This window comes from Mucilaginibacter sp. PAMC 26640 (assembly GCA_001596135.1).
Classification (GTDB): Bacteria; Bacteroidota; Bacteroidia; order Sphingobacteriales; family Sphingobacteriaceae; genus Mucilaginibacter.
Window position 1 is genome coordinate 1,238,293 of record CP014773.1, and the last position, 12,995, is coordinate 1,251,287.

Consider the following 12,995-nt stretch of genomic DNA (forward strand, 5'->3'; position numbering starts at 1 on the left):
CTTGTTACAAAAACTGCGGGATATATTTTACATCACCTTGCCGCTGAAAGCACTTTCCACGATCAGGCGGATCACTTCATCTATTTCTTTTCCAACGGTTAAAAGGTGGCCTATCGTTTCCTTATTTTCGGGGTTGTTGAAGTTCTCAAAATCGATAACATTGATCAGCCCCAGCAGGCTGGCCACCGGGCGGCGCAATTCGTGGGAACTGATAGACGCAATATTCCTGAGCCGGGCGTTTTGATTGCGAATCTCCTTTTCGTGGTTCAAATGCTGGGTAATATCACGGGCAAAACAACCCATGCCCACCACCTCGCCTTCGGTATTGTATATTGGGTTAAAGCCAACTTCATAATACTGCTGCTGGTTGTTTACTGCATTTAAATGCTCATAAACAACATCAAAATGCTCGCCCGACAGGGCTCTTGCATAGTAGTTTTGCCAAAGGGACTGTTGCTCATTTGTGCCAAATACTACCAAAGGTTTCCCCCGGCGGGGCACTTTCCCTGTCTCTGCCAATACCGCCTCCTTATAGGCAATATTAGTGTACATATAGTTTAATGCAGTATCTATCGACCAAATATGATCCCTGGTATTATTGATCAGCGACTCCAGGTTGGCCCGTGCGCGTTTCAACTCTTCACCGGTAGGCGTACTGTCCTGTGATGCCTGCTCATTAAACAAACTCCAAATCATTTGGTGCCCGGTAATTGCATCTGTATAAATACTTCTCTTTTCGGTAATATACCTGTACGAATGGGAGCCAACCGGCGTTATGCGATAGCTAACTTCTGTAGTTTGACCAATGAGCTGACTAGCGTGCACGGCCTTAACCTTTTCTACATCAGCATGGTGTATAACAGGGTACCAAAAATTGGCCTGATCCGGCACTTGCTTATTACTGTACCCGGCAAGCAGCCCAATACCAGTACCTATGGTATTATATTGGTGCAGGCTCAAATCAAAAGCAATTATACATTCGCTTATAACGGGCCAATTGTTTTGTGGCATGGATGCAAAGCTTTAAATATAATTAACACTAATTCTACTGCAAAACTACATTTTACACTTGATATAACATGCGGTAAATGAACCCGGTAAGTATTTTATTAAACCTGTTTTATTTTATTATAATTATGTATACCTTTGCATCCCCGCAGAACAGACTCCGGGGACAATGTTGAATACATAAAATAAAAAAATGGCAACTAAAATCAGACTGCAAAGACACGGTAAAAAAGGAAAACCTTTTTACTACATTGTAGTAGCAGATGCCCGTGCTCCAAGAGACGGTCGTTTTATTGAGCGTGTAGGTTCATACAACCCTAACACTAACCCGGCTACTATCGACATCAATTTCGAAAAAACTCTTGAGTGGGTTAACAACGGCGCACAGCCAACAGACACTTGCCGTGCAATACTTTCTTACAAAGGTGTATTATACAAGAAACACTTAGAAGGCGGTGTAAAAAAAGGTGCTTTAACAGCAGAACAGGCAGACGCTAAATTTGCTGAATGGCTGGATCAGAAAGACAGCAAAATCACAGGTAAAAAATCAAACCTTAACGCTACAAAAGATGAAGCCCGTAAATTGGCTTTAATTGCTGAAGCTAAAAAGAAAGATGATAAAGCTGCTGCCATTGCTGCTAAAAATGCACCAGTTGCAGAAGAAACAGAAGAAGCTCCTGCTGATGATGCAGCTGCAGAAACTGAAAGCGCTGAATAATTTATTATAGACGACAAACATCAGGAACCGGGACACAAGATTTAGATCTTGCTTTCTGATCTCTTAAAATGTTTACGCTAAACAATGGCGAAGCCCCCTAAAGGTCTTCGCCATTTGTTATTTAAAAGCAATAGAAGGATGAAAGCAGAAGATTGTTTCCGGATAGGTACCGTATTAAAAACAAAAGGATTAAAAGGCGAAATGCAGTTGTATATCGACTTTGAAGGCGCAGAGAACATTAAGGTTACCTCGCTGTTCCTGGATATTGCCGGCAAGCTGGTGCCTTTTTTTGTTGAATCGATAAAATTCAATCAGAAAAATAGTGCATACCTGTATTTAGAGGACATAGATACCATAGAAAAAGCAGCGATGCTGGTTCGGAAAGATATTTACCTTCCCAATAAGGCAAAGCCCAAAAAGAAAAAAGAAGAATTTACGCTTAAAGATTTAAAAGGCTTTATTGCTGTTGATATTTACGAAGGCGAGCTGGGCGAGATCACGGAAGTTCACGAATTCCCCCAGCAGCTGATTGCTGCCGTTACTTACAAAGGTAACGAGGTGCTGTTCCCCTTAAATGAAAGCATTATCCAGGGGATAGATGTGGTAAAGAACATCGTATCTGTAGACCTACCGGAGGGTTTGCTGGATATTTATATGGAGTAAAACTAATTCCCGGCGAATACAACTGATTTTGCCGCCATTTTTTTATTCACCCTGGTGATGTCCTTTCTATTCCCGGGGGTAAAGCTATAACTGGAAACCGTATCACCGGTTTTGGTAGCAATCAGGCAAATATTGTAATCCATATCGTTTGCCTTAACGTATTTCAAACGCGGCGGAGCATTCTCAGCGGGTGGCGGCAACAAGCCGTTTAATACCGCGAAGCCAATATTGGCCCATGCCGCTTCCTTAGCCGACATGTACCGCTCCCTGTCCATCTGCACTTTAATGACCAGGTCAGCGCCTATCATCCGGCCAACGCTGTCGGCCGGCATTGTCCAGGCCGTGCGCAGGTCAGCCATCTTCATTAATAGCAAAGCGTTGACGCTATCAGCACCCATCAGTTGCACAGGATATTGCCTGGAATGGCGCTCGTGGGTGTTCTTGTAATCAAAAAAAGTTTGAACCACCTCTGCCTGCAACTGGCGGCTTGCCTTTTGCTCTTCTGCATACCAGTCTTCTTCCTTTGGCTTTTCACCGCTGTAAAAAACATCAACAGGTAAAACAGCCAGTTTGCCGCCGATGGTATGTGAGGCTAAGTAGGCACGATTAATGTAAACCCCGCTACTGGCGCAAGAAGATGCAAATGTAGCTAAAGTGATCAGCAGGTTCAGGAGCTTTGTTTTCATTATTTGGGTAACTGTAACCAATACGAATAAAAGGGCTTGATTATTACCGGCAACGAAGAATAAATTGAACGGTAATCTATTAATCTTTCCAAGACCCGAAAAAGGCAATATTTTTAACTCAACCATAAAAGATAATTGAGTTTGCTTAATTTCGCCAAAATGGGAAACACCGCAGCAGCGTTTTTGGCAGCCTCCGAAGAGAAGGCATTCGAGATGGACCACCGGCGGATCATCAATCATAACATAGATAAGTATGATACGGCTGTTGTTCGTGGTCAATCGCGGATGATCAACCTGGATAATTCCAAAAAAAAGGGCCATGCCATTAAATGGAAAGTAATGGAAAATCTGGATAAATTCCTGCCGGAATTCGAAGCCAATTTCCAAAAGCGCGGAGGTAAGGTGATCTGGGCCAATGATGCTGAAGAAGCCAACCGCGAGATCCTTAGCATTATTCAAAAAGCCAACGCCAAAACGGTTATCAAATCCAAATCAATGGTTACCGAAGAAATTCAGTTGAATGAATTTTTAGAAAGCAACCAAATTGAATCATTGGAAAGCGACCTGGGCGAATATATTGTACAATTGCTTGGCCAAAAGCCATATCATATTGTTACCCCGGCCATGCACCTCTCCAAAGAGGATATTGCCAAGCTATTTAATGAAAAATTTGGCACACCGCCGGATGCCACGCCAGAGCAGCTTACCCAAAAAGCCCGTGAGCTGTTGCGCGAAAAATATTTAAAGGCCGATGTTGGCGTAACCGGGGCCAATTTCATCATTGCCGATACCGGCAGCATTGCCATCAGCGAGAATGAAGGCAATGCCAGGCTCACTACATCGTTCCCCAAGATCCACATCACGGTTGTAGGGATAGAAAAGCTAATTCCATCCATTACCGATCTCGATCTCTTTTGGCCAATGCTGGCAACCCACGGCACGGGGCAAAACCTTACGGTATATAACACCATACTGAGCGGCCCGCGCCAGCCTGACGAAACTGATGGCCCCGAAGAAATGTACGTAATACTGCTGGATAACGGCCGCACCAACCTGCTGGCTCAAAAAGACCAGCGCCAGGGTTTATACTGCATTCGTTGCGGCGCTTGCCTTAACGTTTGCCCGGTTTATAAAAACATTGGCGGCCATACGTATGATACGCCATACAGCGGGCCTATAGGATCTGTAATCACCCCGCACATGCGCGGCATGGAAGAATTTAAACACCTCAGTTACGCATCTACCCTGTGCGGCAAATGTACCGAGGTGTGCCCGGTTAAAATAGATATCCATAAAATGCTGCTGCTTAACCGCCGCGATGCGGTTACAGAAAATCTGAGCCCCAAATTAGAACAATGGGGCTGGGCCCTCTGGAAAAAGGGAATGCTTAAACGCAATTTTACCGATTTTTTTGGCGGCAAAGTGAAGAACTTCATGCTGAAAACATTCTTTAAAAAAGCCTGGGGCAATTTTAAGGAAATGCCGGTAGTGGCTGATAAATCGTTCAGTAAACAATGGATAGAACGGGATAAGGCCGACAAACAAAACGACTAATGCGTAAGATCATACTGAATGTGGCCGTGAGCCTGGATGGGTTTATTGAAGGGCCCGCCGGCGACTACGATTGGTGCCTAACCGACCAGGATTATGGAATGGCTGCTTTTTTTGAAGAAACAGATGCCATATTTATCGGCCGCAAAAGTTATGAGCTGATTGGTGCGCAAACCGATAGCTTCCCGGGCAAAAAGATGTATGTTTTCTCCGATACGTTACAGCCGGGTAAAAACGAGGATGTGGAGGTGATCCCCTCTGCCAGGTTTGACCATGCAGTTAATGGCATTGTGAACGAAGCGGGGAAAAGTATCTGGCTTTTTGGCGGGGCCGGTTTAACAACAGCCTTTATCAACAAGAATCTTATCGGGGAGTTGCTGCTTGCTATCCACCCGGTTATTTTAGGCAGTGGCAAACGTTTGTTTGACGAGCTAAAAGAACAGGCAGATCTGCAGTTTGTATCGCAGCAGGTATATAGTACAGGGCTGGTACAAGTACGCTATGCGGTTAAGCCAAAGTTCGATATGGAAATGCTTAAACTTTTATAGTCGCATTTATCCCGCCACTGCTACCGTTACTGGCAATTCTCCGCATTGCAAAGCGGTTAATGTTTATTGCCGAAGCCAAATTCCCTGTAGGTATTGGGTAACTCGTCCTGGTTGCTAAACGCGAATGAGAAGGTAGACACCCAGGTTTCAAAGTCGGCATCATTTTTTACAGAAGGCTCTATGCGGATGCAGCGCAGCATGTATATCCCGTCGCGGCTCGGGCTAAAAAACACCTGTCCGTTGGCATCGGTAGCCAAAAGTTGCGGATGCACCGTGCCTGATGCCGTTTTTATGTACAAAAACACGTTGCTGGTTTTTAAGGGTTTACCTTTAAAATAAACTATCGCGGTAATATCATCGCCATAGCTCTTTTTATAGGGGTTTTGCTTCAACACAATTTCCAGTTCGCTCCCCATTACTTTGCTGTAAGCATTACCGCCACCGTTATCCACATTAACAAGGGTTTTTAAATAGTAGCGATATTTTTCAACCAGGTTAAGTCTGGTATCGTCCTTTACCTTTTCCGCTAAGTTATCATACCCCTGTTTGCTCAAATAGGCTACAAAATCTTCGTGAGGCAACTCATTCATCTCATCTTTTGTGTTCATCTCTACCATCACCATACCGCTGCCATTTACGGTATAATCCAAAACCGGGGTAGCGCTGTCTTTAGCAACCTTCAGCAGGTCGGTCATCTTGCTGCCTTCGTAAATATTGAATTTGGTTGTTTTTTTGGAATTGTAGCGGCTTTCGTCTTCTTTGTTCAGGTTGTCTCCGCTCAGCAGGTGTACGCTCATTTTATCGCCTTTATGCAGGTAGAAACTTTCGGGCAATAAAAAACTGTCGGGTGCGAAGGCGGTAAGGCCCAAAGCGACAAATATTACGAACGATATAGCATATAGGTTCTTCATAGCAAAAAGATGGATTGCTCAAACATACAAAGTTTTAAAAACTTCTTAGCTTTACCACATGACTTTCGACCGTAAACATATCGATAATGACGGTTTAATAACTTTTTACAAAAAATTATTATTGCCCCGGTTAGTTGAAGAGAAGATGCTGATCCTGTTGCGGCAGGGCAGAATTGGCAAATGGTTTTCGGGGATCGGGCAGGAGGCAATTGCCGTAGGCAGTACGCTGGCTATGGAGGCCGACGAATACATTTTACCTATGCACCGTAACCTGGGTGTGTTTACCGCGCGCAATGTTCCAATCTCCCGTTTAATGGCGCAATGGCAGGGTAAGCTGTCTGGTTTTACCCGCGGTCGCGACCGTTCTTTCCATTTCGGCACACAAGAATTTAAGATCATCGGGATGATCTCTCACCTGGGCCCGCAAATGGCGCTGGCTGATGGTATTGCCCTTGCCGATAAACTCAGCGGGAAGCAAAAAGTTACCCTGGTGTATTGCGGCGAGGGGGCAACCAGTGAAGGGGATTTCCACGAAGCCATTAATATTGCCGCCGTTTGGGATCTGCCCGTAATATTCCTGATCGAGAATAATGGCTACGGCCTCTCCACCCCCACCAAAGAACAATACCGTTGCGAATCTATCTCAGACCGGGCCATTGGTTACGGTATCGAGGGCCGGAAGATTGATGGCAACAACATCCTGGAGGTTTACCACACGGTAAATCAGCTGGCAACAGCAATGCGCCAAAACCCCCGCCCGGTTTTACTGGAATGCATCACGTTCAGGATGCGCGGGCATGAGGAAGCCTCGGGCACCAAATACGTTCCGCAGGAACTGTTAGCGGAATGGCAAAAAAAGGACCCGCTGGACAACTTTGAAAAATACCTGCTGAGCGAACAAGTATTGCGGCCGGAATGGGTGCCTTACCTGCGCAATGAGTTCACCAAGCTGATAGATGCAGAGATAGAAAAGGTTTTCAGCGAGCCGGACATCATTCCCCACCTGCAAACCGAACTGGATAGCATGTACAGGATGTTTAACATCCCTAAGCTGCCGCCTTATGAAGCTTTAACAAACAAGCGATACATAGATGCCATTAGCGATGGCCTTCGCCAGGGCATGCGCAAACACCCCAACCTGGTGGTGATGGGGCAGGACATTGCCGAATACGGCGGTGCCTTTAAAATAACCCAGGGATTTTTAGAAGAGTTTGGCAAAGAGCGGGTACGCAATACGCCCATTTGCGAATCGGGCATTGTAGGCACGGCCATGGGCCTTGCATTGAACGGCTACAAGGCAGTTGTAGAAATGCAGTTTGCCGATTTTGTAACCTGCGCATTCAACCAGATCATTAACAACCTGGCCAAAACTTATTACCGCTGGGGCCAGGCGGTAGATGTAGTGATCAGGATGCCGGCAGGCGGCGGTACCGGTGCAGGGCCGTTCCACTCGCAAACCAACGAAGCCTGGTTCACCAAAACGCCCGGCTTAAAAGTGGTTTACCCCGCCTTCCCTGATGATGCCAAAGGTTTGCTGATGGCCGCCATTGCCGACCCAAACCCGGTGATGTATTTTGAACATAAGGCCTTATACCGCAGCATTTCCGGCAACGTGCCGGATGAGGATTATTATGTGGAGATCGGCAAGGCTAATATAGTTCGCCCGGGTACAAAGGCCAGCATTGTTACTTATGGCATGGGGGTGCACTGGGCCATGGAATATGCGGAGAAACATCCCGAACATGCTATAGAGATCCTCGACCTGCGCAGTTTGCAACCCTGGGACAAGGAAGCCGTGGTAAAAACGGTGAAGAAAACTTCCAGAGTACTGGTTCTGCATGAAGATACCCTAACCAGCGGCTTTGGCGCCGAAATAGCCGCATACATCGGCGAACATTCTTTTAAATACCTGGAGGCACCGGTAATGCGCTGCGCCAGCCTGGATACCGCCATCCCAATGAATAAAGACCTGGAAGACCAGTTCCTGGCCAAATCAAGGCTGGAAGAGTGCATGGATGCTTTATTGAAATTTTAGCATATCTTAGTGTTATGGTTACCCTTGAAGAAATATATAAGCAAGAGCCTATAGAAAAAGGTATAGATGAAGATGCCGGCTTAGGTGCCGAAGCTATGCTTAAGGCAGGTATCCCAATTTTTTACCGGGATGAATTATACCCCGAAACATTGAAAGGCGAGTTATTTGTTAAGGAGTATACAAGTGGGGCAAAGTTTATTGTACGCAAGCACCTCACCGAAGATCTCCGTTTAATAGAAGAAACAATCAGAGCTATAAATCCATTATAATGCCGTTATTAGTAGTTGTTGGAGGGCCCAATGGTTCCGGTAAAACAACATTGACTGCTCAATTGATAAAACGCGGAAGGATAAAGACTGCGGTCATTAATCCGGATGATATCGCCTTAACTGAATTTGGAAGTTATAAATTTCATATTCCTGCTTCTAGGGAAGCATTGCAAAGGCGAAAAAATGCGCTCGTTTCAAAATCCGATGTGGCATTCGAAACTACTTTTTCAGGAAAATCTGAAATTGCCGATATCCGGGCGGCTCACAAAGGTGGCTATAGAACTATTTTATATTTTGTTGCTTTGGAATCTCTAATAGACAATATAATAAGAGTAGAGGAACGGGCACATAATAATGGCCACAAAGTTGAATTGGAAGACATGATAAGGCGATATAATAAAATTAAACTCGCCCTGCAAAATCATATTGCGTTGTTTAACAGAGCCTACCTGTTTGACAATTCAGGGACCAGACGTTCACGTGTAGCCATATTTGAACACGGCAATTTAGTATGGCTTAATACGAAGCATGAAAACCACCCTTTTTACCAGCACTTATTCAGCCCTCTACCAACTCCACCTCCGCTACAGGGCTAAACAGGTAAACCCGTTTGCTGCTGATCTCAATACATTTGTAACGTTTGCGCAACTTTTCTTCTTTGCGAAATACCCGGCCATCTTTCAATTTAAAAACCGATTGTAACGGCAGTTTTTCTACCGTATGCACAGATTCCTTAACCGGGTCATATTTGCGCAGGGAACGGTAAAGTGTTAAGTCCGAACAGCTGGAAGCGGCCGGATTGTTCAAATAGCTCGTGATGGCTTGTTTAATATCCGGCGGGAAAACATCCTTTTCAAAAAAGGGCTGCATCATTTTTTTGAAGTTTGTTTTCCACTCAATGCCATGGGGTTTTGCTTTTTGCTGATGCTCGTTCCAAGTATGGAGGTGCGCAAATTCATGCACGGTGGTTACCAAAAAAGCGTAAGGGTTTAAATCGAAATTTACAGAGATGCGGTGCCCTTTACCATCAAAAGGTGCCCGATAATCGCCAAACTTAGTACCGCGGTTTCGCGAGATCTTGAACTCGCATTTAAAATAATCGATCCAGCGGCCTATTAAAGGTGCCGCTTCCTTCGGCAAATATTTTTCGAGAATTTGTACTTTATCCAATGTTTACCTCTGTATCAAAGATAGTTTATTGCGTTTAAAGGTGGAAACAGAATGGCAAAAGGTTAGGAACAGATGACAGATTAAAGTTTGCTACCGCAGCAAATGGTAAACCAAAAACGCTGCTCCGTAAGCAAGGGCGGTCATATACGCGAATTGCGCGGCGGGCCAGCGCCAGTCTTTTGTTTCACGGTAAACTACCGCTACCGTGCTGGCACACTGCATAGCGAAGGCGTAAAACATCATTAATGAAAAGGCTACCGCCAGGGTAAAAACAGGTTGCCCGGTTGCCGGATTTTTTGCATGGCGCATTTTATCCTGTACCGAATCTATTTTATCGGCATCGCCCTCTACACTGTAAATAGTGGCCATGGTGCCTACAAATACTTCCCGGGCGGCAAAGGATGTAATGAGCGCTATCCCTATCTTCCAATCGAAGCCTAATGGCCGGATAGCAGGTTCGATGGCATGCCCTAATACCCCGGCGTAGGAGTTCTCCAGCTTTTCTGAGGATACCATGCGCTTCAGGTCATCCGGCTTAACGGTGGTGGTATAGGTTTTTGCACTATATTTTTGCTCGATCTTTTCGAAACGGTTCCCCGGCCCGTACGACGACAGAACCCATAAGATCACCGATACCGCTATGATCACTTTGCCTGCCTCAAACACAAAGGTTTTAGCCCGCTCATACATCGAAAATAAAACATTGTTCCAGCGTGGCATACGGTAAACGGGCAGCTCCATAATGAAGTAGCCACGTTCGCGGGCTTTTAGCAGGTGTTTCATCACCCAGGCTACAATTACTGCTGATATCAGGCTCAGCACATACATACCGGTTAATGCAAGGCCCTGCAAATTAAAAATCCACCAGATGTTACGGCTGGGTACCACCAGGGCGATAAGTAAAGTATAAACCGGTAACCGGGCCGAGCAGGCCACCAGCGGCGTAACCATAATGGTGATCATCCGGTCCTTCCAGTTCTCAATAGTGCGGGTACTCATGATAGATGGCACCGCACAGGCAAAACCGCCTATCAGCGGCACTACCGATTTTCCGTTAAGGCCAACCTTACGCATGATCTTATCCATCATAAACGTAACCCGCGACATATAGCCGGTATCTTCCAGTATAGAAATAAAAGCAAATAAAATAGCAATCTGCGGGATAAACACCATCACACCACTTAACCCGGCAACAACGCCGTCTATCAGCAGATCGGCCAGTGGCCCTCCCGGTAAAACACTACGAAGCCCACCCTCTATCCAGATAAAAAGATCTTCAATGAGCGACATAGGGTACGCCGACCAGGCAAAAATGGCCTGGAACATAAACAGCAGGATACCCATGAAAATGATAAAGCCAAATACTTTATGGGTAAGTACCTTATCTATCTTATTGCTGTGGCTTTCGTCATATGCGGTTACCGGTGTTTTAACCGTATCGTAAAGTACATCATTAATATAGTTGTACCGCGCAATGGTTTCCGTGGCTTGTGCCTTTTGCGAATGGAAGGTGTACTCTTTCTCAAGTTCCTCTATGCGGCTGCTTTGGGCAGGCGTTAAAAATTTAAGTGTTTCGTGCTGGTGTGCAAGCTGAAGTGCAAAGTAAGGGTTATCGATGTTTAATTCAGCACTTATGGCTGCTATCAGCCCGGGAGCTATCCCCTTTACATCTATGCTTTCCAGCTGCAAGGCAAACTTGTTAGCAAAGGAGATTCCCTCCTTCAATTCAGCTATTCCTTCCAGCCGCCTTGCCGAAACCGGAATAATCGGTACCCCCAGCTTTTGGGAGAGCAAATTGATATCGATGCTGATCCCCGCTTTTTTGGCAAGGTCGCTCATATTTAAAGCGATGATCACCGGGATCTTCAGATCGGCAACCTGGCTGTAGAGTAAAAGATTTCGTTTAAGGTTTGTTGCATCCAGGATCACCACTACCAGATCGGGAGCAAGCTCACCGCCCTTTTCGGCAAGTACCGAAAACACGATCGATTCGTCCTGACTTTTTGGGTATAAGCTGTATGTACCCGGCAGATCAATAATTTCCGCACGGCGGCCATCAGGCAGTTGGGAATAACCTACTTTTTTATCAACAGTAACACCAGGAAAATTTCCTATTTTTTGATTGAGTCCGGTTAATGCGTTAAATAACGTGGATTTACCGGTATTGGGATTGCCTACTAATGCTACTCTGATATCAGCTTTCAATGGCTAACGGGGGAACTATTGCAAAATAATGGTTGATGCTTCAAACCTGCGCAAACTTAACTGATACCCCGAAACATGAATAGCGATAGGATCGCCAAGCGGGGCAACACGTGATACTCTAACTTCTTCACCGGGGAGGCATCCCATCTCCATCAATTTAACAGACATTTCCATATCAGTAAATTCCTTTACTATTCCGGTTTGTCCTGGCTCAAGCTGTGAAAGTGTCATCTGCGAAAATATTGAGCACAAATGTAGCTTTATTTATATTAAATCCAAATAAGAAGAGTGAAATTTTTGAACAGTAAAGTCTATGCTCTGTAAACTTTAGCCGGGGTGGCTTTCATACTGAAATGCGGGCATCCACAGTCTTTTTTAAAGATACCGCAGGATGAGATGCTAAACAGTGTCACGATGATGGCGAGATATCTAAATGCTTTCATGTTTTATCGCGTTTGTGGTTACTAAAACTGCAAATATGCCCATACAAGCGCCAACTGTATCTGCAAAAAGATCTGTTGCATCACCTGTGCGCCACGTAAATACATACATCTGCAGCACCTCTATCAAAGCACCGTAACTAATAAGCACAATGGTATTCTTAACGGCAATTTCAATGCGCAATTCTTTGGTTTTATACTTACGGATACTACCGGCGCAGTAAAATACCGCCAGTACAAAAAACAATCCGCAATGAACTAGTTTGTCAAACCCCGGGAAAAACATTGGTGCGTGGTCTACCCCACCCATGCGGATACTGCAAATAGTCAAAATAAAGAGGGCCCACAAAATAGCGGGCCCGTAATATTTAAATCGGCCATTCATTAAACACCGATAACGGATTTATAATCATCAGCGGATAAAAGGCTTTCAGCTTCTGCAGCATCACTCAGGCTGATCTTCACCATCCAGCCATCGCCATATGGGTCTGAATTTACCAGTTCCGGCTGGCTATCCAGCAATGGGTTTATTTCCAATACAGTTCCGTTCAAAGGCATAAACAGGTCAGATACTGTTTTTACCGCTTCCACTGTTCCAAAAACGTCTTCCTTAGCAACTTCCTGGCCTACGGTATTGATATCGATGTAAACGATATCGCCCAGTTCGCCTTGTGCAAACTCAGTAATTCCGATAGTGGCGGTATCACCATCCACCTTTATCCACTCGTGGTCCTTTGTATATTTTAACTCGGCAGGGAAATTCATGTTGTTTATTTTATATGTCCCAAAAA

The 12,995-nt window shown here is 45.2% G+C and carries 15 protein-coding genes; 7 read left to right on the plus strand and 8 right to left on the minus strand.

Features of this window, described 5'->3' with window-relative positions:
• Window positions 1-27: 27 nt before the first annotated feature.
• Window positions 28-1,011 (minus strand): hypothetical protein, encoded by a 984-nt coding sequence (locus A0256_05285; protein AMR30876.1) that lies wholly within the window; start codon window positions 1,009-1,011, stop codon window positions 28-30.
• A gap of 190 nt (window positions 1,012-1,201) precedes the next feature.
• Between A0256_05285 and rpsP the strand changes: the two genes are divergently transcribed.
• A complete protein-coding gene (gene rpsP, locus A0256_05290) occupies window positions 1,202-1,726 on the plus strand; it encodes a 30S ribosomal protein S16 (protein ID AMR30877.1) in 525 nt (174 codons plus the stop codon).
• A 138-nt stretch (window positions 1,727-1,864) separates the two neighbouring features.
• The gene (locus A0256_05295) at window positions 1,865-2,389 is read left to right on the plus strand and encodes a 16S rRNA processing protein RimM (GenBank protein AMR30878.1); all 525 of its coding nucleotides are present in this window, start codon (window positions 1,865-1,867) and stop codon (window positions 2,387-2,389) included.
• A 2-nt stretch (window positions 2,390-2,391) separates the two neighbouring features.
• Here A0256_05295 and A0256_05300 read toward each other — a convergent pair whose 3' ends face one another.
• Window positions 2,392-3,201: a hypothetical protein gene (locus A0256_05300; protein ID AMR30879.1), complete on the minus strand. Its 810-nt coding sequence runs from the start codon at window positions 3,199-3,201 to the stop codon at window positions 2,392-2,394.
• 33 nt (window positions 3,202-3,234) lie between these two features.
• Between A0256_05300 and A0256_05305 the strand changes: the two genes are divergently transcribed.
• Window positions 3,235-4,629: a [Fe-S]-binding protein gene (locus A0256_05305; protein AMR30880.1), complete on the plus strand. Its 1,395-nt coding sequence runs from the start codon at window positions 3,235-3,237 to the stop codon at window positions 4,627-4,629.
• Window positions 4,629-5,174, plus strand: a complete 546-nt coding sequence (locus A0256_05310) for a hypothetical protein (protein ID AMR30881.1) — start codon at window positions 4,629-4,631, stop codon at window positions 5,172-5,174. The genes A0256_05305 and A0256_05310 overlap by 1 nt, the downstream gene beginning before the upstream one ends.
• A 56-nt stretch (window positions 5,175-5,230) precedes the next feature.
• Here A0256_05310 and A0256_05315 read toward each other — a convergent pair whose 3' ends face one another.
• Window positions 5,231-6,085, minus strand: a complete 855-nt coding sequence (locus A0256_05315) for a hypothetical protein (protein AMR30882.1) — start codon at window positions 6,083-6,085, stop codon at window positions 5,231-5,233.
• Between the two features lie 58 nt (window positions 6,086-6,143).
• Between A0256_05315 and A0256_05320 the strand changes: the two genes are divergently transcribed.
• From A0256_05320 to A0256_05330, 3 genes are read left to right on the plus strand one after another with little or no spacing between them, the layout of a single operon-like run.
• Window positions 6,144-8,120: a dehydrogenase gene (locus tag A0256_05320; GenBank protein AMR30883.1), complete on the plus strand. Its 1,977-nt coding sequence runs from the start codon at window positions 6,144-6,146 to the stop codon at window positions 8,118-8,120.
• A gap of 14 nt (window positions 8,121-8,134) precedes the next feature.
• A complete protein-coding gene (locus A0256_05325; protein AMR30884.1) occupies window positions 8,135-8,389 on the plus strand; it encodes a hypothetical protein in 255 nt (84 codons plus the stop codon).
• Window positions 8,389-8,985, plus strand: a complete 597-nt coding sequence (locus A0256_05330; protein AMR30885.1) for a hypothetical protein — start codon at window positions 8,389-8,391, stop codon at window positions 8,983-8,985. The genes A0256_05325 and A0256_05330 overlap by 1 nt, the downstream gene beginning before the upstream one ends.
• Here the strand turns inward: A0256_05330 and A0256_05335 are convergent.
• From A0256_05335 to A0256_05355, 5 genes are all read right to left on the minus strand, one after another.
• Window positions 8,948-9,559: a hypothetical protein gene (locus tag A0256_05335; protein AMR30886.1), complete on the minus strand. Its 612-nt coding sequence runs from the start codon at window positions 9,557-9,559 to the stop codon at window positions 8,948-8,950. The two genes, A0256_05330 and A0256_05335, sit on opposite strands and share 38 nt — an antisense overlap.
• 90 nt (window positions 9,560-9,649) lie before the next feature.
• Window positions 9,650-11,764 (minus strand): ferrous iron transporter B, encoded by a 2,115-nt coding sequence (locus A0256_05340; GenBank protein AMR30887.1) that lies wholly within the window; start codon window positions 11,762-11,764, stop codon window positions 9,650-9,652.
• Window positions 11,765-11,779: 15 nt separating this feature from the next.
• Complete coding sequence (locus A0256_05345) at window positions 11,780-11,995, minus strand: iron transporter (protein AMR30888.1); 216 nt, start codon at window positions 11,993-11,995, stop codon at window positions 11,780-11,782.
• Window positions 11,996-12,193: 198 nt separating this feature from the next.
• Window positions 12,194-12,589, minus strand: coding sequence for a hypothetical protein (locus A0256_05350; protein ID AMR30889.1), 396 nt, complete (start codon window positions 12,587-12,589; stop codon window positions 12,194-12,196).
• On the minus strand, window positions 12,589-12,969 hold the full coding sequence (locus A0256_05355; GenBank protein AMR30890.1) for a glycine cleavage system protein H: 381 nt from the start codon (window positions 12,967-12,969) through the stop codon (window positions 12,589-12,591). The genes A0256_05350 and A0256_05355 overlap by 1 nt, the downstream gene beginning before the upstream one ends.
• Window positions 12,970-12,995 lie beyond the last annotated feature (26 nt).